General features: G+C 67.8%; 25 protein-coding genes. 14 read left to right on the top strand and 11 right to left on the bottom strand.

From position 1 onward, the window contains the following. Positions 1-39 precede the first annotated feature (39 nt). The 10 genes from BUB76_RS10355 to BUB76_RS10310 all read left to right on the top strand — a co-directional run bounded on the left by BUB76_RS10355 (position 40) and on the right by BUB76_RS10310 (position 5,382). Entirely contained in the window at positions 40-564 is a 525-nt protein-coding gene (locus BUB76_RS10355) for a GNAT family N-acetyltransferase (protein ID WP_073128712.1), read from the top strand. Continuing rightward, positions 561-989, top strand: coding sequence for a YeeE/YedE family protein (locus tag BUB76_RS10350; RefSeq protein ID WP_073128711.1), 429 nt, complete (start codon positions 561-563; stop codon positions 987-989). The genes BUB76_RS10355 and BUB76_RS10350 overlap by 4 nt, the downstream gene beginning before the upstream one ends. Further along, positions 989-1,414 (top strand): DUF6691 family protein, encoded by a 426-nt coding sequence (locus BUB76_RS10345; protein WP_073128710.1) that lies wholly within the window; start codon positions 989-991, stop codon positions 1,412-1,414. Before BUB76_RS10350 ends, BUB76_RS10345 begins: the two co-directional genes overlap by 1 nt. After that, positions 1,411-1,725: a chorismate mutase gene (locus BUB76_RS10340; protein ID WP_073128709.1), complete on the top strand. Its 315-nt coding sequence runs from the start codon at positions 1,411-1,413 to the stop codon at positions 1,723-1,725. The genes BUB76_RS10345 and BUB76_RS10340 overlap by 4 nt, the downstream gene beginning before the upstream one ends. Position 1,726: 1 nt before the next feature. After that, the gene (gene rpsP / locus BUB76_RS10335; RefSeq protein ID WP_073128708.1) at positions 1,727-2,101 is read left to right on the top strand and encodes a 30S ribosomal protein S16; all 375 of its coding nucleotides are present in this window, start codon (positions 1,727-1,729) and stop codon (positions 2,099-2,101) included. A 53-nt stretch (positions 2,102-2,154) separates the two neighbouring features. Next, complete coding sequence (gene rimM, locus BUB76_RS10330; protein ID WP_073128707.1) at positions 2,155-2,667, top strand: ribosome maturation factor RimM; 513 nt, start codon at positions 2,155-2,157, stop codon at positions 2,665-2,667. After that, the gene (gene trmD / locus BUB76_RS10325) at positions 2,660-3,478 is read left to right on the top strand and encodes a tRNA (guanosine(37)-N1)-methyltransferase TrmD (RefSeq protein WP_073128706.1); all 819 of its coding nucleotides are present in this window, start codon (positions 2,660-2,662) and stop codon (positions 3,476-3,478) included. Before rimM ends, trmD begins: the two co-directional genes overlap by 8 nt. A 264-nt stretch (positions 3,479-3,742) precedes the next feature. Then, positions 3,743-4,132 carry a 50S ribosomal protein L19 gene (gene rplS, locus BUB76_RS10320; protein WP_073128705.1) on the top strand — a complete coding sequence of 130 codons (390 nt, stop codon included), beginning with the start codon at positions 3,743-3,745 and terminating at the stop codon, positions 4,130-4,132. 11 nt (positions 4,133-4,143) lie between these two features. Further along, positions 4,144-4,365, top strand: a complete 222-nt coding sequence (gene rpmE / locus BUB76_RS10315) for a 50S ribosomal protein L31 (RefSeq protein WP_073128704.1) — start codon at positions 4,144-4,146, stop codon at positions 4,363-4,365. A 207-nt stretch (positions 4,366-4,572) separates the two neighbouring features. After that, positions 4,573-5,382, top strand: a complete 810-nt coding sequence (locus tag BUB76_RS10310) for a division plane positioning ATPase MipZ (RefSeq protein ID WP_073128703.1) — start codon at positions 4,573-4,575, stop codon at positions 5,380-5,382. Here BUB76_RS10310 and BUB76_RS10305 read toward each other — a convergent pair. The 8 genes from BUB76_RS10305 to BUB76_RS10270 form a co-directional block, all read right to left on the bottom strand. Then, entirely contained in the window at positions 5,379-6,248 is an 870-nt protein-coding gene (locus BUB76_RS10305) for a hypothetical protein (protein WP_139250844.1), read from the bottom strand. The genes BUB76_RS10310 and BUB76_RS10305 overlap by 4 nt on opposite strands. Before the next feature lie 82 nt (positions 6,249-6,330). Then, entirely contained in the window at positions 6,331-6,633 is a 303-nt protein-coding gene (locus tag BUB76_RS10300; RefSeq protein WP_236737899.1) for an H-type lectin domain-containing protein, read from the bottom strand. A gap of 112 nt (positions 6,634-6,745) precedes the next feature. Then, positions 6,746-7,183, bottom strand: coding sequence for a F0F1 ATP synthase subunit epsilon (locus BUB76_RS10295; RefSeq protein ID WP_073128700.1), 438 nt, complete (start codon positions 7,181-7,183; stop codon positions 6,746-6,748). 53 nt (positions 7,184-7,236) lie between these two features. After that, positions 7,237-8,658, bottom strand: a complete 1,422-nt coding sequence (gene atpD, locus BUB76_RS10290; RefSeq protein WP_073128699.1) for a F0F1 ATP synthase subunit beta — start codon at positions 8,656-8,658, stop codon at positions 7,237-7,239. A 21-nt stretch (positions 8,659-8,679) separates the two neighbouring features. Next, the gene (locus BUB76_RS10285; RefSeq protein ID WP_073128698.1) at positions 8,680-9,561 is read right to left on the bottom strand and encodes a F0F1 ATP synthase subunit gamma; all 882 of its coding nucleotides are present in this window, start codon (positions 9,559-9,561) and stop codon (positions 8,680-8,682) included. Between the two features lie 22 nt (positions 9,562-9,583). Continuing rightward, positions 9,584-11,122, bottom strand: coding sequence for a F0F1 ATP synthase subunit alpha (atpA, locus tag BUB76_RS10280; RefSeq protein WP_073128697.1), 1,539 nt, complete (start codon positions 11,120-11,122; stop codon positions 9,584-9,586). Then, positions 11,123-11,683: a F0F1 ATP synthase subunit delta gene (locus BUB76_RS10275; RefSeq protein WP_073128696.1), complete on the bottom strand. Its 561-nt coding sequence runs from the start codon at positions 11,681-11,683 to the stop codon at positions 11,123-11,125. Positions 11,684-11,933: 250 nt separating this feature from the next. Further along, on the bottom strand, positions 11,934-12,698 hold the full coding sequence (locus tag BUB76_RS10270; protein WP_073128695.1) for a class I SAM-dependent methyltransferase: 765 nt from the start codon (positions 12,696-12,698) through the stop codon (positions 11,934-11,936). Positions 12,699-12,764: 66 nt separating this feature from the next. On the opposite strand from BUB76_RS10270, the gene gloB reads away from it, so the two are divergent. From gloB to BUB76_RS10255, 3 genes are all read left to right on the top strand, one after another. After that, on the top strand, positions 12,765-13,529 hold the full coding sequence (gloB, locus tag BUB76_RS10265; RefSeq protein ID WP_073128694.1) for a hydroxyacylglutathione hydrolase: 765 nt from the start codon (positions 12,765-12,767) through the stop codon (positions 13,527-13,529). 175 nt (positions 13,530-13,704) lie between these two features. Next, the gene (gene clpA / locus BUB76_RS10260; protein ID WP_073128693.1) at positions 13,705-16,029 is read left to right on the top strand and encodes an ATP-dependent Clp protease ATP-binding subunit ClpA; all 2,325 of its coding nucleotides are present in this window, start codon (positions 13,705-13,707) and stop codon (positions 16,027-16,029) included. A gap of 1 nt (position 16,030) precedes the next feature. Then, the gene (locus BUB76_RS10255; protein WP_073128692.1) at positions 16,031-16,990 is read left to right on the top strand and encodes a M23 family metallopeptidase; all 960 of its coding nucleotides are present in this window, start codon (positions 16,031-16,033) and stop codon (positions 16,988-16,990) included. A gap of 66 nt (positions 16,991-17,056) precedes the next feature. Here the strand turns inward: BUB76_RS10255 and BUB76_RS10250 are convergent, their stop codons facing one another. The 3 genes from BUB76_RS10250 to BUB76_RS10240 are packed head-to-tail and all read right to left on the bottom strand — an operon-like array spanning position 17,057 to position 20,994. Continuing rightward, entirely contained in the window at positions 17,057-19,180 is a 2,124-nt protein-coding gene (locus BUB76_RS10250; RefSeq protein ID WP_073128691.1) for a peptidoglycan -binding protein, read from the bottom strand. A 3-nt stretch (positions 19,181-19,183) separates the two neighbouring features. Continuing rightward, the gene (locus BUB76_RS10245; protein ID WP_073128815.1) at positions 19,184-20,383 is read right to left on the bottom strand and encodes a biopolymer transporter ExbB; all 1,200 of its coding nucleotides are present in this window, start codon (positions 20,381-20,383) and stop codon (positions 19,184-19,186) included. Between the two features lie 59 nt (positions 20,384-20,442). Further along, complete coding sequence (locus tag BUB76_RS10240) at positions 20,443-20,994, bottom strand: gamma-glutamylcyclotransferase (RefSeq protein WP_236737898.1); 552 nt, start codon at positions 20,992-20,994, stop codon at positions 20,443-20,445. A gap of 69 nt (positions 20,995-21,063) precedes the next feature. Between BUB76_RS10240 and BUB76_RS10235 the strand changes: the two genes are divergently transcribed. Continuing rightward, a complete protein-coding gene (locus BUB76_RS10235; RefSeq protein WP_073128689.1) occupies positions 21,064-22,056 on the top strand; it encodes a DUF2125 domain-containing protein in 993 nt (330 codons plus the stop codon). Positions 22,057-22,085: the final 29 nt, after the last annotated feature.

The raw sequence follows: 22,085 nt of genomic DNA, 5'->3' as shown, positions 1-22,085 counted from the left end.
GGCGCGCGGCGCCGTGGTCATGGGTGTGGTGGATCGCTGATGTCGCTGCACGCCCATATCACCGGTCCCACCCTTACGACCGAACGGCTGACCCTGCGCCAGCCCGTCATGGACGATTTCGGGCCCTTCGCCGCGTACTACGGGTCGGACGATGCCGGTTGGGTCGGCGGACCGCTCGACGATCGGACGGCGTATCGCTGGTTCTCGGCCATGGCCGGGCATTGGACGCTGAAGGGTTATGGCTGGTTCTGGGTCGATGAGCGCGACAGCGGCGCCAGCGTCGGTTTCGTCGGGCCGCATTTCCCGCCGCATGTGGACGACATTGAAATCGGCTGGGTCATCTACCCGCAGGCGCAGGGACGCGGTTTCGGGCACGAGGCCGCGATCGCCGCGCGTGACTGGACGGTGAAGACCCTCGGCCCCGAACGGCTGGTCAGCTATATCGACCCCGGCAATGCCCCGTCGAAGGCCCTGGCGCGCAAGCTGGGCGCCACGACCGATGGCACCCGCGCCGCGCATGACGCCGGGTGCGAGGTCTGGCAGCACCCGCTGGAGGCCGCATGATCCCGATGGACTGGATATACGGCCTGCTGGGCGGGCTGATGATCGGCATCGCGGCCGCCATCTACCTGCTGGGTGACGGGCGCATCATGGGTGCCTCGGGCGTCATCGCGGGCTTGTGGCAAAGCGTGGGCTCGACCGTCTGGCAAGGCCGGGCGCTGTTCGTTGTCGGCCTGGTGGGGGCGCCCGCCATCGCCGCCTGGGCCATGGGCGGGGCCGAGACCAACGCCACCACCAACCCGGTCCTGCTGGTTCTGGCGGGCCTCCTGGTGGGCTACGGCACACGGCTGGGCAACGGCTGCACGTCGGGTCACGGGGTCTGCGGAATGTCGCGCCTCAGCCCCCGGGGGATCGCCGCCACCGTCACCTTCGTCGCGGTCGGCGTCGTCGTCATGGCCGTGGGCCGTCACGTCCTGGGGGTGATCTGATGCGCGCCGCGATCTCGCTTCTTTCGGGCGCCCTGTTCGGGCTGGGCCTCCTGGTGTCGGGCATGACCGACACCGCGAAGGTGCAGGGCTTCCTCGACCTGTTCGGCGCTTGGGACCCGACGCTGGCCTTCGTGATGGGCGGCGCGATCCTGCCCATGGCCGTCGCGTGGGTCGTCGCGGGACGCCGCCGCCTGTCGCTGACGGGTGAGCCCCTGCCCGCGCGTCCCGCCGCGATCATCAACGCGCGGCTGCTGGGGGGCGCGGCCCTTTTCGGCGCCGGGTGGGCGCTCGTGGGTCTCTGCCCCGGTCCCGCCATCGCGTCGCTGTCCTTCGGCGGCTGGCCGGGCCTCGTCTTCTTCGCGTCGATGGTGCTGGGCATGATCGGCTTCCAGTGGCGCGACGCGCGCAAGGGGGTGGCGGCATGACCTCGACGCGCCCCACCGATACCGAACGCGCCGCCGAGCTGCTGGCCAAGCACCGCGCCAGCATCGACCGGCTGGACGCGATCCTCATCTACACCCTGGGCGAGCGGTTCAAGCACACCCAGGACGTGGGCCATCTGAAGGCCCAGCACGACCTTCCCCCGAGCGACCCGGACCGCGAGGCCCGGCAAATCGCACGGCTGGAATCCTTGGCGAAAGAGGCGGATCTGGACCCCGATTTCGCGAAGAAACTTCTGGCTTTCGTCATTGCGGAAGTCATCCAACACCACAAGAAAATCTCAGGAGACCACTGATATGGCCATGAAAATCCGTCTTGCCCGTGGCGGCAGCAAGAAGCGCCCCCACTACTCCATCGTCGCGGCCGACAGCCGTTACGCCCGCGATGGCCGCTTCGTCGAGAAGCTGGGCACCTATAACCCGCTGCTGCCCAAGGACAGCGAGGACCGCGTCAAGATGAACGCCGAGCGCATCCAGTACTGGCTGGATCAGGGCGCGCAGCCCACCGACCGCATCCAGCGATTCCTCGAGGCCGCCGGCCTGCGCGAGAAGAAAGAGCGCGCCAACATGAAGAAGGCCCAGCCCGGCAAGAAGGCGCAGGAGCGCGCGCAGGAGAAGGCCGACAAGGCCGCTGCCGCCGCCGAGGCGCCCGCCGCGGCCGATGCCGAATGATCCTTGGACCGGGGGCGGTTCACACCGCCCCCATCCCTTCCCCGGAGTGATCCATGGGTGAACGTGTCTGCGTCGGTGCGATCGCGGGCGCCTTCGGCGTGCGCGGGGACGTGCGGCTGAAAAGCTTCTGCGCCGAGCCCGACGCCATCGGCGACTATTCTCCGCTGACCACCGAGGACGGATCGCGCAGCTTCGACGTGACGCTCGACCGCCCGATCAAGAACGGCTTCGCCGCCCGCATCTCAGGCGTCACCAGCAAGGAGGCCGCCGAGAGCTTGAAGGGCACGCGGCTTTACATTCCGCGCGACAGGCTCCCGGCCCCGGACGACGACGAATACTACCACGCCGATCTGATCAACCTTTCGGTGGTCGATACCGGCGGCACCGCGCTTGGCCGGGTGAAGGCCGTGCTGAACCACGGCGCGTCGGACCTGCTGGAAATCGCGCTGAAGGGCCGGTCGGATACCGTGCTGCTGCCCTTCACGCGGCAGGCGGTGCCAACGGTAGACGTGACGGCGGGCCGCATCGTGGCCGACCCGCCCGACGGGCTGTTCCCCGATGAGTGACGCCCCTAGCCGGTCCCACGGTCGGGTCAGCGTCACGGCCTCGCGCCGCCCGTCCGAGCTGATGGGCGAACGCCCGGTGCTGAAGGACGCCTGGCACGCCCGCGTCGTGACCTTGTTCCCCGATGTCTTTCCCGGCGTGCTGGGCGCGTCCTTGACCGGCCGCGCGTTGCAGGAAGGGGTGTGGCAGCTTCACCCCGTGGACCTGCGCCCCTTCGGCGAGGGCCGCCACCGCAACGTCGACGACACGCCCGCGGGCGGTGGCGCGGGCATGGTGCTGCGCGCCGACGTGGTCGACCGCGCGCTACGCCACGCCATGCGCGGCGCGCCCATGGACCGGGCCGCCTGGCCCATCGTCTATCTCAGCCCGCGCGGCAAACCCTTCGACCAAGCCACCGCCCGCCGCTGGTCCGCGGCAAGGGGCATCACGATGCTCTGCGGCCGGTTCGAGGGCGTCGACCAGCGGGTGCTGGACGAATGGGAGATCGAGGAGGTCAGCCTCGGCGATTTTGTCCTGACCGGGGGCGAGATCGCAGCGCAGGCCATGATCGACGCCACCGTGCGCCTGCTGCCCGGCGTGCTGGGCAACGAGGCCAGCACCGAGGAGGAAAGCTTCGCGCGCGGCCTGCTCGAAGCGCCCCATTACACCCGTCCAGCCACCTGGAACGGGCGCGACATCCCCGAGGTTTTGACCTCGGGCCACCACGGCCGCGTGGCCGCGTGGCGGCACTCCGAGGCCGAGCGCCTGACGCGCGAACGGCGTCCGGATCTCTGGGCCGAGTACCTTGCGAACAAGGGCGATGACGACGCCTGAGCGGGCTTGATCCCACGACCCACTGCCCCTATACCGCGCCTGTCTGCGGCTCGGATCGAGTCGTCGGGCCTGTTGTCCTGTGGCTCCGGCACCTTCGGCCGATGCGGGTTCCAGGGGGACAGTTCGGAAAGGAAAGCGGCCTGACCTCTGGCGGGCATCGCGCGGGCCGATACCGCGCCATGGACCCGGGACGAAGACCAGAGCTCTCGCGCAGCGCATATCTTCGCGGAAAAACCGCGGGCACATCATGAAGGAGCGTTTCGGATGGATCTGATCGCACAACTCGAAGCCGAGCAAGTCGCCGAGCTTGGCAAGGACATTCCCGATTTCAAGGCGGGTGACACCATCCGCGTCGGCTACAAGGTGACGGAAGGCACGCGGACCCGCGTGCAGGCCTACGAAGGCGTCTGCATCAGCCGCAAGAACGGCGCCGGCATCGCGGGCAGCTTCACCGTTCGCAAGATCAGCTTCGGCGAAGGCGTCGAGCGCGTGTTCCCCCTGCACTCGACCAATATCGACAGCATCACCGTGGTGCGCCGCGGCAAGGTCCGCCGGTCGAAGCTGTATTACCTGCGCGCGCGTCGCGGCAAATCCGCCCGTATCGCCGAGGTCACCAACTATCGCGCCCCCAAGGGCCGCGGCGCCGAAGCCTGAGGAGCAGCCCCATGAAAAAGAACACCCATCCCGACTATCACGTCATCGACGTCAAGATGACCAACGGCGACGTGGTCCAGATGCGCTCGACCTGGGGCAGCGAAGGCGACCAGCTGGCGCTGGACATCGACCCCTCGGTGCACCCGGCCTGGACCGGCGGCTCGACCCGCCTGATGGACACCGGCGGCCGCGTGTCGAAGTTCAAGAAGAAGTACGAAGGCCTGGGCTTCTGAGCCTTTCGCCTTTTCGAGATTGCGACGCCGCCCCCGACCGGGGCGGCGTTTTTCGTTGCGGCCCCGTGGCAGCGCGGGGCAATCGGGCATCATTAACGCAACGATGGTGCCTCCCCGCGCCCGCCATCGCTTCCAACGCGCGGCGGGCGCCCATATAGTCGCGCCAAACCGGGACAACCGGACGACGGGCACGGGCAAGGGGCGGACATGGCGCATATTATCGTTGTGGGGAACGAAAAGGGCGGGTCGGGCAAGTCCACGACCTCGATGCACGTGGCCACCGCCCTGGTTCGCATGGGGCACCGGGTCGGCGCGCTGGACCTCGACCTGCGGCAACAGAGCCTGGGTCGCTACGTCGAAAACCGCCTGGCCTATATCGCGAAGTCGGGTGTCGACCTGCCCTCCCCCAGCTTTCGCCAGTTGCCCGACATCGCGCAGGACGCGCTCGAGCCGGGCGAGAACATACACGATCGGCGTCTCTCGGCCGCCGTGGCGGGGCTCGAGGAAGACGTGGACTTCATCCTGATCGACTGCCCCGGCTCGCACACCCGCCTGAGCCAGGTGGCCCATTCGCTGGCCGACACGCTGATCACGCCGCTCAACGACAGTTTCGTCGATTTCGACCTGCTGGCCCGGGTGGACGGCACCACCAACAAGATCCTCGGGCCGTCGGTCTACTCGGAAATGGTCTGGAATGCCCGCCAGCTGCGGGCGCGGGCCGGGCTGAAGCCTATCGACTGGATCGTGGTGCGCAACCGCGTCGGCGCGCAGCAGATGCACAACAAGAAGAAGATGGGCGAAGCGCTGACGAACCTCGCCAAGCGCATCGGCTTCCGCGTGGCCCCCGGCTTTTCCGAGCGCGTGATCTTCCGCGAGCTGTTCCCCCGCGGCCTGACGCTGCTGGACCTGCGCGATATCGGCGTGGGCGGCATGAACCTGTCCAATGTCGCTGCCCGGCAGGAGGTGCGCGACCTTCTGAAGGCCTTGGACCTGCCGGGGGTCGAGATCGACTTCTAGCGTCCGCGCAGCGGCCAGATCCGCTGCAAAATTGCCGCCGGGCCGGACCGCTGGTCCTTGTCGGGGCTGCGGCCCAGGCTTTCCTGCTCGATCAACGGTACGAAGCTGTGGGCCCCCTTGGCCGAGGTCACGTCCTTCGACCAGGCCCTGTGACGATCCACCCGCGAAAGCCGCCGGTCACGTGCAATCTGGGACTGCGCCCGGAGCAGGACCGCCGATGCCGTGATCCCGGCGAAGGTCAGCCACAGAAAGAACTGGCGGAAGTTGCTGTGCGGCACCTTCGACAGGGCGGCGGCCCGTGGGCCTTCGAAGGGCAGGATCATCGGCCCCTGGCGCACCGCGTCGCGACCCCACAGGGCAATGCGTTTCGCGATGCGGGTCGCCAGCCGCGGGTGGCTCAGCCGCTGACCGGCCAGCGAAACGATGGGGCCATAGCGGCCCTCCAACTCGGTCTCGGGAAGGACGCGGCGCAGCGCCTCGCTATCGGATTCGCCGCGGCGCAGGGGAATGACGGTATAGCCGAAAATCAGATCGGCCTTGGCCGACATCGTGGCATCCGGCGCCAGCAAGGGGACGATCAGCGCGTGAACGGCCTGGCCGTACAGCATCATCGGCCGCCGCATGGCAAAGGAGGTTTCGATCTGCGCGCGGATCGAAACCTCGCGCGCCAGCCCGGTATCGCGAGCGGGTTCGAAATCCACGACCGAAACGGTCTCGGGCGGCGCGTTGCGCAACGCCAGTTTCCGCGCCGCGGCATCCTGCGCCGCGTAGTATCCCGTGATCAGGTAGCCAAACAGGCTGAGACATGTCGCGAGAATGGCGAGGTGCGGAATGGAGGGTCGTCGAAGGGCGGTGGGAAATGACACCGGAAATGGCCTGTCGTGCTTGGAACCTGCCATGGTGTAACGCGGCAAAGCGGCCAAGATATGGCATTCGGTGCCTTTAAGGTTAATCCACGTCCCAGAGATCGGGATCGTCGACGGCGCCGATCGCGGTCCAGTCGGCCCGCACGCGCGCGAGGCGCGAGTCGGCCCAAGTCTTGAAGACGATGGAAAAACCCTCCGGCGTCACCCGTTGCGCCGAGATATCGGCCCGCATGTTCGTCGCGCTGTCGATGTCCCACAGCGCCACCGACACCATGACGTGCGGCGCCTCGAGGAAGGGCTCGACGAAGACGACCGGCTGGGTCACTTCGCGCGGCCCCTCGCCCGTCCACATGGGACCGCTATGCGCGAAATCCGAGAATAGCATCTTCTGTCCGGACTGAATGCCGATGCTATGGGGTGAAAAGCGCCTCATCCGCGGGATCGCGACAACGGGGCGACGGGCGGGCCACGGTGGCGTGGCCCGCGACGCTCGCCGCTTACAGCGACGGCTGCTTGGGCGACAGCCCGATATGCTCGCCCATGGCGACCATGTCCGACAGCAGCTTGGCCGCGTCGTCCACGGGACCGGGCTGATTGTCGAACTGGTCCTTGGCCTTGGCGTGGGCCCGCGCCGCCTCTTCGACCATGCGGTCGATGGTCTCTTGCGTGACCTCGTCGCGCGGCAGGCTTTCCTCGGCCAGGACCGAAACGCCCTCGGTGCCGATCTCGGCGAAGCCGCCGGTCACCACGAATTCCACGGTGCCGTCGGGGCCTTCCACGTGCAGGACGCCCGGACGCAGGGTGGTCAGGGTCGGCGCGTGATCGGGCATGGCGGTCATGTCGCCCTCGGTGGCCGGGATGCGCACCGCCGTCACCTGCATCGACGCAACGCGCCGCTCGGGGCTGACCAGGTCGAATTTCATCGTGTCGGCCATGTCTCGTCCTTTGTGTCAGTTGGCGGGGCCGGCCGGAACCGGCCCCCGCAGGATCAGGCGTCGGCGGCCATCTTCTCGGCCTTGGCCTTCACGTCGTCGATGCCGCCCACCATGTAGAAGGCGCCTTCGGGCAGGTGGTCGTATTCGCCGTTCACCACCGCCTTGAAGGACGCGATGGTCTCTTCCAGCGGCACCTGAACGCCGTCGGACCCGGTGAACACCTTGGCCACGTCGAAGGGCTGCGACAGGAAACGCTGGATCTTCCGGGCCCGGGCCACGGTCAGCTTGTCGTCCTCCGACAGTTCGTCCATCCCCAGGATGGCGATGATGTCCTGCAGCGACTTGTAGCGCTGGAGGATGCCCTGCACGTCACGCGCAACATTGTAGTGCTCTTCACCGACGACACCGGGATCGAGGATCCGGCTGGTCGAGTCGAGCGGATCCACGGCCGGGTAGATGCCCAGCTCGGAGATCGAGCGCGACAGCACGGTGGTGGCGTCGAGGTGGGCGAAGGTCGTGGCCGGCGCGGGGTCGGTCAGGTCGTCCGCGGGAACGTACACGGCCTGGATCGAGGTGATCGAGCCGCCCTTGGTCGAGGTGATCCGCTCCTGCATGGCGCCCATGTCGGTGGCCAGCGTCGGCTGGTAGCCCACGGCCGAGGGAATACGACCCAGCAGCGCCGACACCTCGGAGCCCGCCTGGGTGAAGCGGAAGATGTTGTCGACGAAGAACAGCACGTCGGTGCCCGACTGGTCGCGGAACTGCTCGGCCAGGGTGAGGCCCGACAGGGCGACGCGCATGCGGGCGCCCGGCGGCTCGTTCATCTGGCCGTAGACCAGCGCCACCTGCGATTCCGACAGGTTGTCGGGCTTGATGACGTTCGATTCCACCATCTCGTGGTAGAGGTCGTTGCCTTCGCGCGTCCGCTCGCCCACGCCGGCGAACACCGAGTAGCCAGAGTGCACCTTGGCGATGTTGTTGATCAGTTCCATGATGAGAACGGTCTTGCCCACGCCGGCGCCGCCGAAGAGGCCGATCTTGCCGCCCTTGGAATAGGGCGCCAGCAGGTCGATGACCTTGATGCCGGTCACCAGGATGTCCGAGCTGGTGGACTGCGCGGCGAACTCGGGGGCCGGCTGGTGGATGGCGCGGGTCTCGGTCGCCTCGACCGGGCCGCCCTCATCCACCGGCTCGCCGATGACGTTCAGGATGCGGCCCAGGGTCGCGTCGCCGACGGGCATCATGATCGGGCTTTCGGTGTCGACCACCTCGGCCCCGCGCACGAGGCCCTCGGTGCCGTCCATGGCGATGGTGCGGACGGTGCTTTCGCCGAGGTGCTGGGCGACTTCCAGGACCAGGCGCTTGCCGTTGTTGTCGGTTTCCAGCGCGTTCAGGATTTCGGGCAGGTGATCGTCGAACTGGACGTCGACGACGGCGCCGATGACCTGGGTCACTTTGCCTTTTGCTTGTGCCATTTTTGGTTTCTCCGGTTCGTCTTAGAGCGCTTCGGCGCCCGAAATGATTTCGATCAGCTCGTTGGTGATCACGGCCTGGCGCGTGCGGTTATATTCGCGGTTCAGGTCCTCGACCATGTCCTCGGCGTTGCGCGTTGCGTTGTCCATCGCGGTCATCCGGGCGCCCTGTTCGGACGCGGCGTTTTCCAGCAGCGCCGCGAAGATCTGGGTGGCCACGCCGCGCGGCAGGAGGTCCGCCAGGATCTCTTCCTCGCCCGGCTCGTAATCGTAGAGCGTCTGGCCGGCGTCGGCGTCATCCTCGGGCTTGTCGAAGGTCGCCGGGATCACCTGCTGTTCGCGCGGGTGCTGGGACACGACGTTCTCGAACTCGCCGTAGTAGATGAAGCAGCGGTCGAACTCGTCCGCATCGTAACGCTCGAGCACGCCGCGCGCGATGTCCTGCGCGTCGCCGTAGCCCACCCGCTTGACCTCGGACAGGTCCACGTGGTCGATCAGGTGCTCGCGGTACTGGCGGCGCAGCACGTCACGGCCCTTCTTGCCGACGGTGATGATCTTAACGGTCTTGCCGTCGTTCAGCGACTGCTTGATCCGCACGATCGACTTCTTGACGATGTTCGTGTTGAACCCGCCGCACAGACCCTTCTCGGACGTCATCACCACCAGGAGGTGCGTGTCGTCCTTGCCGGTGCCGCGCAGAAGCTTGGGCGCGGTTTCGCTGTCGCCGACGCTGGCGGCCAGCTGACTCATCACGGCGTCGAACCGCTCGGCATAGGGCCGGGCGTTCTCGGCCGCTTCCTGGGCCCGCCGCAGTTTCGCGGCGGCCACCATCTGCATGGCCTTCGTGATCTTCTTGGTCGATTTGACCGAGTCGATCCGATTTTTCAGATCCTTGAGGTTAGGCATGGTGCTTTCCCTTTAAGGACAATCAGGCGAAGTCTTTGGCGAAGGCGTCCAGGGCAGACTTCAGCTTGTCGGCGGCATCGCCCTTGATCTTGGGATCCTCGTCGGTGATCCAATCCAGGACGTCCTTGTGCTTGGTGCGCATATGGTTCAGCAGGCCCTGCTCGAACCGGCCCACGTCGCTGACCTTCACATCGTCCAGGTAACCCTCGGTGCCGGCGAAGATGACGCAGACGATTTCCGCGTTGGTCAGCGGCGAGTACTGCGGCTGCTTCATCAGCTCGGTCAGGCGCTTGCCGCGGTTCAGCTGGCGCTGGGTCGCGGCGTCGAGGTCCGAGCCGAACTGCGCGAAGGCTTCCATCTCGCGGTACTGGGCAAGCTCCAGTTTCACGGGGCCGGCGACCGACTTCATGGCGTTGGTCTGGGCCGACGAGCCCACGCGCGACACCGACAGACCGGTGTTCACGGCGGGACGGATGCCCTGGTAGAACAGGTCGGTTTCCAGGAAGATCTGGCCGTCGGTGATCGAGATCACGTTGGTCGGGATGAAGGCCGACACGTCGCCGCCCTGGGTTTCGATGATCGGCAGTGCGGTCAGCGACCCGTTGCCGTAATCGTCGCCCAGCTTGGCCGAACGCTCCAGCAGGCGCGAGTGCAGGTAGAACACGTCGCCCGGGTAGGCTTCGCGGCCCGGCGGGCGGCGCAGGAGCAGCGACATCTGGCGATAGGCCACGGCCTGCTTCGACAGGTCATCGTAGACGATCAGCGCATGGCGGCCATTGTCGCGGTAGAACTCGGCCATCGCGGTCGCGGCATAGGGCGCCAGGAACTGCAGCGGTGCAGGCTCGGACGCGGTGGCGGCGACCACGATGGAATAATCGATCGCGCCGGTTTCTTCCAGCTTCTTGACCAGCTGGGCCACGGTCGATCGCTTCTGGCCGATGGCGACATAGACGCAATACAGCTTCTTGCTCTCGTCATCGCCTGCGGCGTCGTTATAGCTCTTCTGGTTCAGGATGGCGTCCAGAGCCACGGCGGTCTTGCCGGTCTGGCGGTCGCCGATGATCAGCTCGCGCTGGCCGCGACCGATCGGGATCATGGCGTCGATGGCCTTCAGACCGGTCGGCATGGGCTCGTGCACCGATTTCCGCGGCATGATGCCCGGGGCCTTCTGGTCCGCCACGCGACGCTCGGTCGCCTCGATGGGGCCCTTGCCGTCGATGGGGTTGCCCAGGCCGTCCACGACCCGGCCCAGCAGCGCGTCGCCGCAGGGCACGTCCACGATCGAATTCGTGCGCTTGACGGTGTCGCCTTCCTTGATGTCCCGGTCCGAGCCGAAGATCACGACGCCGACGTTGTCGGTCTCGAGGTTCAGCGCCATGCCCTGGACGCCGCCCGGGAATTCGACCATCTCGCCCGCCTGGACGTTGTCCAGGCCGTAGACCCGCGCGATACCGTCGCCCACCGACAGCACGCGGCCGACCTCGGCCACCTCGGCCTCTTGCCCGAAGTTCTTGATCTGATCCTTCAGGATCGCAGAAATCTCGGAAGCTTGGATGCCCATTTATCCGACCTCTTTCATGGTGTTCTGGAGAGCGGCGAGCTTCGAGCGGATCGAGGTGTCGATCATCTTCGAGCCTACCTTGACGACAAGACCGCCGATGAGAGTTTCATCGACGCTCAGATTGATGTTCACGTCGCGGCCGACGCTTTTCTTCAGGGTCTCGGTCAGCGCGGCCCGCTGATCGTCGTTCAGCGGCGCGGCGGCGGTCACGTCGGCGGTCACCTCGCCGTTTTCCTCGGCGATCATGTCGCGCAGCTGCGAGATCAGCGCCCGCAGCACGAACAGACGGCGCTTGGAGGCCATCAGCTTCAGCGTGTTGCCGGTGATCTGGTGCAGACCCATCTGGTCAGCGAGCTGGGCGATCGCGGACTGCTGCTGTTCGCGGCTGTAGAGCGGCGAATGGATCAGGTCGCGGAAATCTTCCGAGCTGTCCAGGGCGCCGGCCAGCGTATCGCAATCGGCCTTGATCTGGGGCAGCGCGCCTTCGTCGCGCGCAAGCTCGAAGATGGCGGTGGCATAGCGGTCGGCAATGCCGGTTGAGATCGAAGCTGGTTCGGACACGTCAACCCTTTCGATGTATTGCGCACCTCACCCAGCCGCCGGAGCCTTGCGAGACGCGATGGTTTCCGGCGCCAGGGCGCGGCGCGCATCAAAATCGGGCTTGCTCTAGCAGAGCCCCCGCCCCCCCGCAACCGGTCAATCCACGCCATCGTGATCGCCGACGACCGGGTCTGGTCAAGGTTTTAGCATCCTTTCCGGGCAGGAAAAGCCGCCTGTGCCGATCCTGTTCGCACCCGCGGGCCGTCCGGCCTCAGCGCATGCCACCCACGCTGCGCGCGGGCTCGGGCGCGGGACCACCCAGCCCCTCCAGCACCCTGCTCTTGCGGCGCACGGCCACGCCGGTGCCCCCGGCCCGCGCGGGCACCTGCTTCTTGGCCTCGACCATCAGGACCCCCCCGGCAAAGCGCCCGGTGATCGACCGCCCCGCCCGTTCCAGCAGCGGGCCGGCGCGCATCCAGAACCGCTGGTCCGTGGCCGGCTGGAACAGCGCGGCGGCGTGGCGCAGGGGGATGAAATCGAAATCCTTCAGCTGCGCCTCGAGCTGGCCCAGTGAATAGGGCCGGCCATAGCCGAAGGGCGTGCGGTCGTTGCTGGACCACAGGCCCGCCCGGTTCGGCACGATGAACAGCGCCCTGCCCCCCGGTCCCAGCGTACGGTAGCATTCGCGCAGCACGGCGTGGGCGTTTTCGGACGTCTCAAGCCCGTGCAGCAGGATCAGCTTGTCCAGTTGCCCGGTCTGCACCGGCCACAGGGTCTCTTCGCACAGGACCGACACGTTGGGCTGGCCCGCGGGCCAGGGCATGACCCCCTGCGGCCCCGGCATCAGCCCGATGACCCGACGCGCCCCCGCCAGGTAGGGGCGCATCACCGGCACCGCGAAGCCGAAGCCGGCCACCGACTCGCCCCGCGCGACGGGCCACATGCGCACCACCTGGTCGCGCACCGCCTTCTGCGCGGCACGCCCCAGCGCGGTGCGATAGTAGAAACTGCGCAGATCGCGGACGTCCAGATGCATTGTCGGCCCCTTCGCGCGCCTTAGTCTCCAAGGCAGACGCAAGACCCAGATCCCGGAGCCTGCACCATGCCCACCGAAATCCTGACAATTCCCTGCCGGGAAGACAATTACGCCTTCGCGATTCACGACGGAAACCGCACCGCCGTGGTCGACGCCCCCGAGGCAGCGCCGATCGTCGCCGCGCTGAACGACCGTGGCTGGGGGCTGGACGAGGTCTGGATCACCCACCACCATTTCGACCATGTCGACGGCCTGCCCGGCCTGCGCGACGCCTTCCCGGGGCTCACGGTCACGGGCTGCGGCGCGGATGCCGACCGCCTGCCGCCGCTGGACCGCGCGGTCAACGACGGCGACAGCTTCACCTTCGGCACGGACGAGGTGCAGGTCTGGGACGTGTCGGGCCACACCATCAACCACGTCGCCTTCATCATGCCCGCGCAGAAGGCCGCCTTCACGGCCGACAGCCTGATGGCGCTGGGATGCGGCCGGGTGTTCGAGGGCACGATGGAGCAGATGTGGGGCAGCCTGCAGAAGTTCCTCGACCTGCCGAACGACACCACGGTCTACTCGGGCCACGAGTACACGATGACCAACGGCCGCTTCGCGCTGACCATCGAACCCGAGAACACCGTGCTGCGCGAAAGGGTGCTGCGGATCGAGGCCGCGCGCGCCGAGAACCGGCCCACCGTGCCCTCGAACCTCGGCGACGAGAAGGCCACCAATCCGTTCCTGCGCGCCCACTTGGACGCGGTGAAACAGGCCCTATCTATGGAGCAGTCAGACGATGCGGCGGTGTTCGCGGAAATCCGGTCCCGCAAGGACGATTTCTGAACTGCCGCATTCGTAAGCCGTCGCTGAGCCGCATCCGCGCAGTCCCCGATTTTGTGACCGATGCGACAAAGAAAAACCTTGAAGCCTTGGCACAAACAACCAAGCTTTAACCCTATGAGGTCACGGTGGCGTTGTGGCCCGCTCGCAGCGCCCGCCCAATAAAAGGAGCACCCTCGTGCCGTCATTCTCCAACACGCTCGAGCAAGCCATTCATGCAGCCCTGGCGCTAGCCAACACCCGCCGCCACGAGCTCGCCACGCTGGAGCATCTGCTCCTCGCGCTGACCGACGAGCCCGACGCGGCGAAGGTGCTGACCGCCTGCTCGGTCGACCTGGAAGAACTGCGCCAGACGCTGGTGGAATTCATCGAGGACGACCTGTCGACCCTCGTGACCGAGGTCGAGGGCTCCGAGGCCGTGCCGACCGCCGCCTTCCAGCGCGTGATCCAGCGCGCCGCGATCCACGTCCAGTCCTCGGGCCGGACCGAGGTGACCGGCGCCAACGTGCTCGTCGCCATCTTCGCCGAGCGGGAAAGCAACGCCGCCTACTTCCTGCAGGAACAGGACATGACCCGCTACGACGCGGTGAACTACATCGCCCACGGCGTTGCGAAGGACGCCGCCCATTCCGAACCGCGCCCGATCACCGGGTCGTCGGACTCGGAAGAGGAGATGAACACCCAGGTCGAGGACGGCGACGGCAAGGAATCCGCGCTGGCCAAGTACTGCGTGAACCTGAACGAGAAGTCGCAGCAGGGCGATGTCGACCCGCTGATCGGCCGCGAGCACGAGGTCGAGCGCTGCATCCAGGTGCTGTGCCGTCGCCGCAAGAACAACCCGCTTCTGGTGGGCGATCCCGGCGTGGGCAAGACGGCCATTGCCGAGGGTCTTGCCAAGAAGATCGTCGAGGGGCAGACCCCCGAGGTCCTGTCGAAGACCACCATCTACTCGCTCGACATGGGCGCGCTGCTGGCCGGCACCCGCTATCGCGGCGATTTCGAAGAGCGGCTGAAAGCCGTCATGTCCGAGATGGAGGATCATGACGACGCCGTGCTGTTCATCGACGAGATCCACACCGTGATCGGCGCCGGCGCGACCTCGGGCGGGGCGATGGACGCCTCGAACCTGCTGAAGCCCGCGCTCCAGGGCGGCAAGCTGCGCTGCATGGGCTCGACCACCTACAAGGAGTTCCGCCAGCACTTCGAGAAGGACCGCGCCCTGTCGCGGCGGTTCCAGAAGATCGACGTGACCGAGCCTTCGGTCGAAGACAGCGTGAAAATCCTGCGCGGCCTCAAGCCGTATTTCGAGGATCACCACGACATCAAGTACACCAACGACGCAATCAAGACCGCGGTGGAACTGTCGTCGCGCTACATCAACGACCGCAAGCTGCCCGACAAGGCAATCGACGTGATCGACGAGGCCGGCGCGGCCCAGCATCTCGTGGCCGAATCGAAGCGGCGCAAGACCATCGGCACCAAGGAGATCGAGGCCGTCGTCGCCAAGATCGCCCGCATCCCGCCGAAGAACGTCAGCAAGGACGACGCCGCGGTGCTGAAGGATCTCGAAGGCACGCTGAAGCGCGTGGTCTTCGGCCAGGACACCGCGATCGAGGCGCTTTCGTCGGCGATCAAGCTCAGCCGCGCGGGCCTGCGCGAACCGGAAAAGCCCATCGGTAACTACCTGTTCGCGGGTCCCACCGGCGTCGGCAAGACCGAGGTCGCCAAGCAGCTGGCCGATACGCTGGGCGTGGAACTGCTGCGCTTCGACATGTCGGAATACATGGAGAAGCACGCGGTCAGCCGCCTGATCGGCGCGCCTCCGGGCTATGTCGGCTTCGACCAGGGCGGCATGCTGACCGACGGCGTCGACCAGCACCCGCACTGCGTGCTGCTGCTGGACGAGATCGAGAAGGCGCACCCGGACGTGTTCAACATCCTTCTGCAGGTGATGGACCACGGCAAGCTGACCGATCACAACGGCCGCTCGGTCGACTTCCGCAACGTGGTGCTGATCATGACCTCGAACGCGGGCGCCGCCGAGATGTCGAAATCCGCCATGGGCTTCGGCCGCGACCGCCGCGAGGGCGAGGATACAGCCGCGATCGAGCGGACCTTCACGCCCGAGTTCCGCAACCGCCTGGACGCGGTGATCAGCTTCGGCGCCCTGCCGAAAGAGGTTATCCTGCAAGTCGTCGAGAAATTCGTGCTGCAGCTCGAAGCCCAGCTGATGGACCGTAACGTGTCCATAGAGCTGACGAAGCCCGCAGCCGAGTGGCTGGCCGATCGCGGTTACGACGACAAGATGGGCGCGCGTCCGCTGGGCCGCGTCATCCAGGAGCACATCAAGAAGCCGCTGGCCGAGGAACTGCTGTTCGGCAAGCTCGCGAAGGGCGGCGTCGTGCAGGTGAGCGTCAAGGACGGTGAGATCGATCTTCGGATCGATCCGCCCGAAACCCGGCGCCTCGGCTCGAAGAAGCCGCCGCTTCTGACCGCCGACTGATATGTGGCGCGGCCTCGTTCCGGCCGCGCTGGCCTGCGCTCTGCCCCTCCACGCGCAGGAGCTGACATTGACGCCGCCGCTGGACTGCGATCCGGCGGCGGCGTGTTACATCCAGCAATATGTCGATACGGATCCGGGCCCCGGTGCCCGCGATTTCACCTGCGGTTCGCTCAGCTATGACGGGCACAAGGGCACCGATTTCGCGCTCCCGTCGCGCGCGATGATGGAGGAAGGGGTCGACGTGGTCGCGGCGGCGCCGGGCCTGGTCCGTGCAACGCGCGATGGCATGGCAGACCGTCCGGCCGGCAGCGGCGCGGGCTCGGACGTGACCGGGCGCGAATGCGGCAACGGCGTCGTGCTGAATCACGGCGATGGCTGGGAAACCCAGTACTGCCACATGAAGCTTGGCTCGATCGCCGTGATCGAAGGCGCCGCCGTAACGGCCGGGCAGCGGCTGGGCCAGGTCGGTCTCAGCGGCCAAACAGCGTTCCCCCACGTCCACCTGTCTGTCAGACGCGACGGTGAGGTCGTGGACCCCTTCGACCCCGGCGGCGAGGCGCGCTGCGGCGGCCCGGCGGACGAAACGCTCTGGTCCGATCCCCCGGCCTATCGCCCGGGCGGGATCATCGCCGCGGGGTTCAGCGACGCGGTGCCGGACTACGACGCGATCAAGGCGGGAACGGCCGCGCGCGATCTTGGCCCCGATGCACCGGTTGTGCTTTGGGCCTATCTCTTCGGCGCGCGCGCGGGTGACGTGCTGAAGCTATCGCTGGCAGGCGCGGACGGGCCGATCCTGGTCCAGGACGTGACGCTGGACCGCACGCAGGCGCAACTGTTCCGCGCCGTGGGCAAACGCGCGCCCCAGGGCGGCTGGCCCAGGGGTCGCGTGACCGGTACGGCGACGCTGCTGCGCGACGGGCGCCCGGTGGATCAGGTGGAGGTCGACTCGGCGCTGGACTAGCAAGGTGCCGGAACCCGACAGATCATCCGGGATGATCTGCAGGAGATTATCCCGGATAATCTTGGCTCAGCGCTCGGTCAGCTTCAGCTCGATACGGCGATTGAGCGCGCGCGCCTCGGGGCTGTCGCCCGGGGTGATCGGGCGGTATTTGCCGAAGCCCGTGGGCGCCAGGCGCCGCGCCGGGAAGCCCAGGGTCTCGGACATGAAGCGCACGACCGACAGGGCGCGCGCCTGGCTCAGTTCCCAGTTGTCGGCGAACTCGGCGCTGCCCACAATCGGGACGGAGTCGGTATGGCCGTCGACCCGGATCACCCAGTCGATGCTGTCGGGGATTTCGTCCGAGATCTCTTCGAGAAGCGCGGCCACCTGTGCCACCTGCGCACGGCCCGCCCCCGACAGCTCGGCCGAGCCCGACGGGAACAGGACCTCGCTGTCGAAAACGAACCGGTCCCCCACGATCTGCACGCCCTCGCGGTCGCCCAGGAGATCGCGCAGGCGGCCGAAGAATTCGGACTGGTAGCGCTCCAGACGTTCGCGCTCGGCAGCTTCCAGCTCGGCGCGGCGGCGCTGTTCCACCGCCTCGCGGGCCAGGGCCTGGTTCAGCTGCGCGCCCAGATTGGCGATCTGCACCTCCTGGGCCGCGTCTTCCTCTTCCGCGAGTTGCAACAGGCTTTGCAGGCTGCCGATCTGGCGACGCAGTTGCGCGACCTGCTGCGTCAGGGCCTCCATCCGGCGCTGCGCCTCGGTCGACGCCGCCTCGGCATCGGCGAGCTCGGACCGCGCCGTTTCCAGCAGGCGCGACTGCCGCTCGGCCCGGCTCATCTGGGACTGAGCTTCGTTCTCGGCGGCCAGCCGCAAGGCCAGGGCCTCTTCCAGTTGGCTGCGCAGATCGGCACGGTCCGCCTCGGCCCCTTCAAGCGCGGCAGCCTCGGCGCGCGCGGCGCTCAGGGCGGCGGCCAGGCGGTCTCGTTCATCGGCCTCGCGACCGGCGGCCGCGCGCAGTTCGGCAACCTCGTCCTCGGCGGCGGCGAGCCGGGCGCGGGCGGACTCGAGATCCCCCTGGAATGTCTGCTGCGCGGCCTTCGCCGCCTCCAGCGCATCCGTGATCGCCGCCAGCTCGGCCTGGCTGTCGGACTCGCGCGCGATCGCGGCGCGCAACGCCGCCTCGGTCCGGTCGATCCGGTCCTCGGCCGCGGCGCGGTCCGCCTGCACCTGCTCCAGCTCGGCCGCCGCGGATTGCAAGTCGGCGTTGCGGGCCTGCGCCTCGGTCAGCTCGTCGCTCAGGGTTTCTGCCTGCTGGACCGCCGTGTCGCGCTCGAGCAAGGCGGCCAGAAGGCGTTCGTCCAGTTCGGCCTCGGCGGCGCGGGCGGCCGCCAGAAGGCTCAGGGTGTCCTCGGCCTCCCGCCGCTGTTCTTCCAGCGCGAGGGTCATGGCCGACAGCTCGGCATCCGCATCTTCCAGTCGGGCGCGCAGGGCCTCGGCCGCCGCCGCCTCGGCCAGCCGGGCGGTCTCCTCCTCGCTCAGCGCGTCTTCCAGGGTGCCGATCTCGGCGGTCAGCGCAGCGGTTGTCTCGGCCCCCTCCTCCAGGTCGGCGCGCAGGTCGGCGGCCAGCGCCTCGAGCGCCTCGCGCCGCGCGGCGGCCAGGCGTGCGGCTTCGGCCGCGGCGTCGATCTCGTCCCGTGCGCTGGCCAGCGCGAGGTTCAGCGCCTCGCGCTCGGACACCAGCTCGGCCTCGCGATCCTCGAGCGTGGCGACCTGTGCGCGGGCGTCGTCCCGCTGGGTCAGAAGGGCGGCGACCCGCTCCTCGAAACCGGCGATACGCTCGGCCTGGTCCGCGCTTTGCGCCTGGAGGCTTGAGATGAGATCGGCCTGCCGGGCGCCCTGCGCCTGGAGGTCGGCGATCAGGTCGGATTGGCTGGCGGTCTGCGACAGCAGGTCGTCGCGTTCGCCTTCCAGCCGGTCGGCGCGCCCCTCGGCCAGCCCCAGCGCCTGCGTGAGGCCGGCGACCTGCGCCGTGAGATTGTCGAGCTCGTTCGCCTGCCCCGAAATCTCTTCGCGCAGCACGAACTGGACCACCATGAAAATGGTCAGCACGAACATCATCACCAGCAGAAGCGCGGTCATCGCGTCCACAAACCCGGGCCAGATCGAGCTGTTGACCGCGCGGGTGGAGCGTCGCGTCAGCGCCATCGCCTAGCCCCGGCCTTCGCCGTCGGCGCGCGCCCCGCGGCTGAGCAGGCGTCCGATCCGGTGCAGTTCCTGCCGCAGCTCGGAGGTGCTTTCCTGTCGGCCCGCGGCGAGTTCCTCGGAGATGCGCAGCAGTTGCACGTCGATCGAGCGCAGGCGCATCCGGCTTTCGGCGTCGAGCCCGCTGCCACCCCCCGCCTCCCTCGCGCCTTCCAGGGCCTCGGCCAGCTTGGCCTGACCGTCGATCATCCGCTCCATCGCCGGCGCCAGCCGGGCGGCCGCGTCGTCGCGATCGGACAGGCGCACCATGTGATCGACCATCTGTCCCAGCTTCTCGTCCAGGTCGGACCGGGTCGCGTCGGCCCGGGCGAACATATCCTGCATCCGGTCCATCTGGCCGGCCATCGCCTCCATCGCGGCGGCGACGATGCCCGCGTCGCTGCCCGTTCCGCCGTCGAGATCGGGACCGGCGAAGCCCAGCTTGGTGATCGAGCTCAGCCATTCCTCGAGCTCGCGGTAGAAGCGGTTCTGGCCGTGGCTGGCAAACAGCTCCAGCAGGCCGACGACCAGCGACCCGGCCAGGCCCAGAAGGGACGAGGCGAAGGCCACGCCCATGCCGCCCAGCTGGCTTTCCAGCCCGGCCATCAGGCGGCCGAACACGGCCATGCCGTCCTCGCCCTCGGTGGGGGCGAGCGCGCGAATGGTCTCGACGATCGCCGGCACGGTGGTGGCAAGGCCGTAGAACGTCCCCAGAAGGCCCAGGAAGATCAGCAGGCTGACGATATAGCGGGTGATATCCCGCGCCTCGTCGATCCGGGTGGCGACCGAATCGAGGATCGAGCGCGCCGAGGTGGGCGAAATCTGCAGGTTCCGCCGCGACCGCAGCAGCGCCGCAAGGGGCGCCAGCAGCCGCGGCGCGCGGGTCATGTCGTGGCCGGGCGTGTCGTCGGCGAAGCCCTCGATCCAGTTGACCGACTGGATCAGCTGCCATTCCTGCCAGAAGCAGGCCAATACCCCCACCACGAAGACGAAGGCGATGAAGCCGTTCAGAAGCGGGTTGGCCAGGAAGACCGGCGCGACGTTCGGGTAAGCCACGTAGATGCCCACGGCCACCAGCACGAGCACCAGCACCATCGTGGTGATCTGGCGCACGGGCTGGGTGAAAAGCGGCTGGCCCTCGGATCCGGGGCGGTCGGTCAGCGACATCTGGCGGTCCTTATTTCGCAGCGGCAGCATAGGCCATGGTCGGGGGCTGCGGAAGCGGGCTAGCCAATTGCCGCGACCCTGTTGCACAGCCACTCCAGATCATCGTCGCCGATGCCCAGCTCGCGCAGGTGCGCGGCAGTGTTCATCAGGTACTCGTCGTTCGGGCCCCGCCCGCCATGGGCACGTGCGATGATCTGGGCCTGCTCCTCGAGGCTCAGCCGGCAATATTGTTCGTGGTCGGCGTCGATGACGTAGGCCACGGCGTCGACCACCCGGCCGTCGGTCAGGTCCAGTGTGACCATCCGTTCCAGGTAGGCCGACGAGATCAACTCGCGCGCGCGCAGGGCGGTCAGCGTCGCCGCCTCGTGTCCGTTCTCGACCCGCAACGCCACGCCCGAGCAGCGCGCCGCCGGCTGCGCATCCAGCGCCAGGACAAGGCCCGGATCCTCGTGGGTGCCGCGATGGTGGACCGAGCGCATGCAGAAAGTGCGCGCGTAGCCATGGAGCGAGGCGACCACCCGCTCGGCGACCGGGAACTCGGGGTTCCAGACAAGCGAGCCATAGCCGAAGACCCACATGCCGCCCCGTTGAAACTCTGGAACATGCGTCATGGCGCCTATAGACACGATGCGGCAGGCGGTGAAAAGGTCCGCCGCGCCAACAGGCAAGGAGCGGTCGTCATGGGTAAACTGGTCATTCTTGTGCTTGCCGCCGCGCTGGTCTGGTCGGGCTACTGGTTCTGGGGCGCCCGGACCACCGAGCGGGCGATCGCCGAACAACTGGACACCATGCGCGCCGCGGGCTGGCAGATCGACGTGCAGTCGCGCGAAACGCGCGGCTTTCCGAACCGCTTCGACACCACCTTCGACGAGGTCCAGGTGACGACGCCGGGCGGCCTGACGCTGGTCGCGCCGTTCTTCCAGCTGCTGGCGCTCAGCTATCGCCCGAACCAGGTGATCGCCGCGCTGCCGCCGCAGATCGGGCTCGAGTCGGTGCTGGGCACCGCGATCATCACCAACGACAAGGCCCGCGCCTCGATGACCGTGCAACCCAGCCCGCGCCTGCCGCTGGACCACTCGTCGCTGGTGGTCGACGGCCTGGCCGTGGAAAGCGCGGGCCGCACCCTTCGGATCGGTCAGCTGCGGTTCGCGACCCGCCTGCCCGAAGGTGCGCCCGACCCCAGCCACCAGAATATCGGCCTCGCGGTCGAGAACGTGGTCCTGCCCGACACGCTCATGGAGCAGCTGGACGCGGCCGGCCTGGGGGCGATCGAGGCCCTGCGGCTGGACGCGACCATCGAGCTGGACGCGCCGCTGGACCGCAGCGCACTGGAAACCCCGCCCGCGCCGCAGCGGATCGAACTGCACGACCTGTCGCTCGACTGGGGCGACGTGACGGTCGAGGCCGATGGCGCGGTCGACGTGAACGCCGCCAACCAGCCCGAGGGCGAATTGCTGCTGACGGTGAACGACTGGCGTGATGCCCTGCGGGTCGCCGTGGCGCTGGGGCTGGTGCCAGAAGCACAGCGCAGCGCCGTGCAGCAGGGTCTGACGCTGCTGTCGGGCCTGTCGGGCAGCGGTGAGCTGTCGCTGCCGCTGGTCTTCGACGCGGGCCGCATGTCGCTGGGCCCCATCCCGCTGGGGCCCGCGCCGGTCATCACCTTCGGGGGGTGACCGCCTCGGTCCAATTGATCGAGGTCCGC

The organism is Palleronia salina (assembly GCF_900141995.1).
In the GTDB taxonomy this organism is placed as follows: Bacteria; Pseudomonadota; Alphaproteobacteria; order Rhodobacterales; family Rhodobacteraceae; genus Palleronia; species Palleronia salina.
This window is presented reverse-complemented; position numbering and strand designations above follow the sequence as displayed.